This window comes from Onishia taeanensis (assembly GCF_013349955.1).
In the GTDB taxonomy this organism is placed as follows: Bacteria; Pseudomonadota; Gammaproteobacteria; order Pseudomonadales; family Halomonadaceae; genus Onishia; species Onishia taeanensis_B.
In genome coordinates, this window is the sequence record NZ_JABVXC010000066.1 from 1 (window position 1) to 431 (window position 431).

Annotated in this window: 1 protein-coding gene; it reads left to right on the plus strand. The window is 39.4% G+C overall.

Going from position 1 to position 431, the window contains the following annotated elements:
• On the plus strand, nt 1–366 hold a 366-nt coding region (locus tag HUS66_RS17490; protein WP_175072459.1), incomplete at its 5' end, for a PucR family transcriptional regulator.
• Nucleotides 367–431 lie beyond the last annotated feature (65 nt).

The following is a 431-nucleotide window of genomic DNA, read 5'->3' on the forward strand; positions in this document are numbered from 1 at the left end:
GTTGAACTTGCCCGTATATTCGCAGCGGAAAAACGATATTTTCACGTCGGGCTGAAACACAATCCCGCTCAACGTGTTTACTGTATTGAAGACGTCTTTCCTCTTTTGCTTATTAGCGGTGAGGAGATGACATATGCGACGATGTTTTTACAGGCGGTAAAACAAGAGCACGACATGTTGAAAACAATAAAGACGTTTTTTGAATGCAATTTAAACGTTTCGCTCGCAGCGAAAAAACTTCATATGCACCGCAATAGTTTGCAATATCGTATCGATAAGTTTATCGAAAAAACAAGTATTGATATCAAACAGTTTAAAGGGGCACTAACCGTATATTTAGCGATTTTGCTTCACGAACACCATTAGGCACATTGCCCGAAAACGTTTTCTTTTTTTGTGCACGTTGTCCATTTACGCTTCGTTCGTTTTTC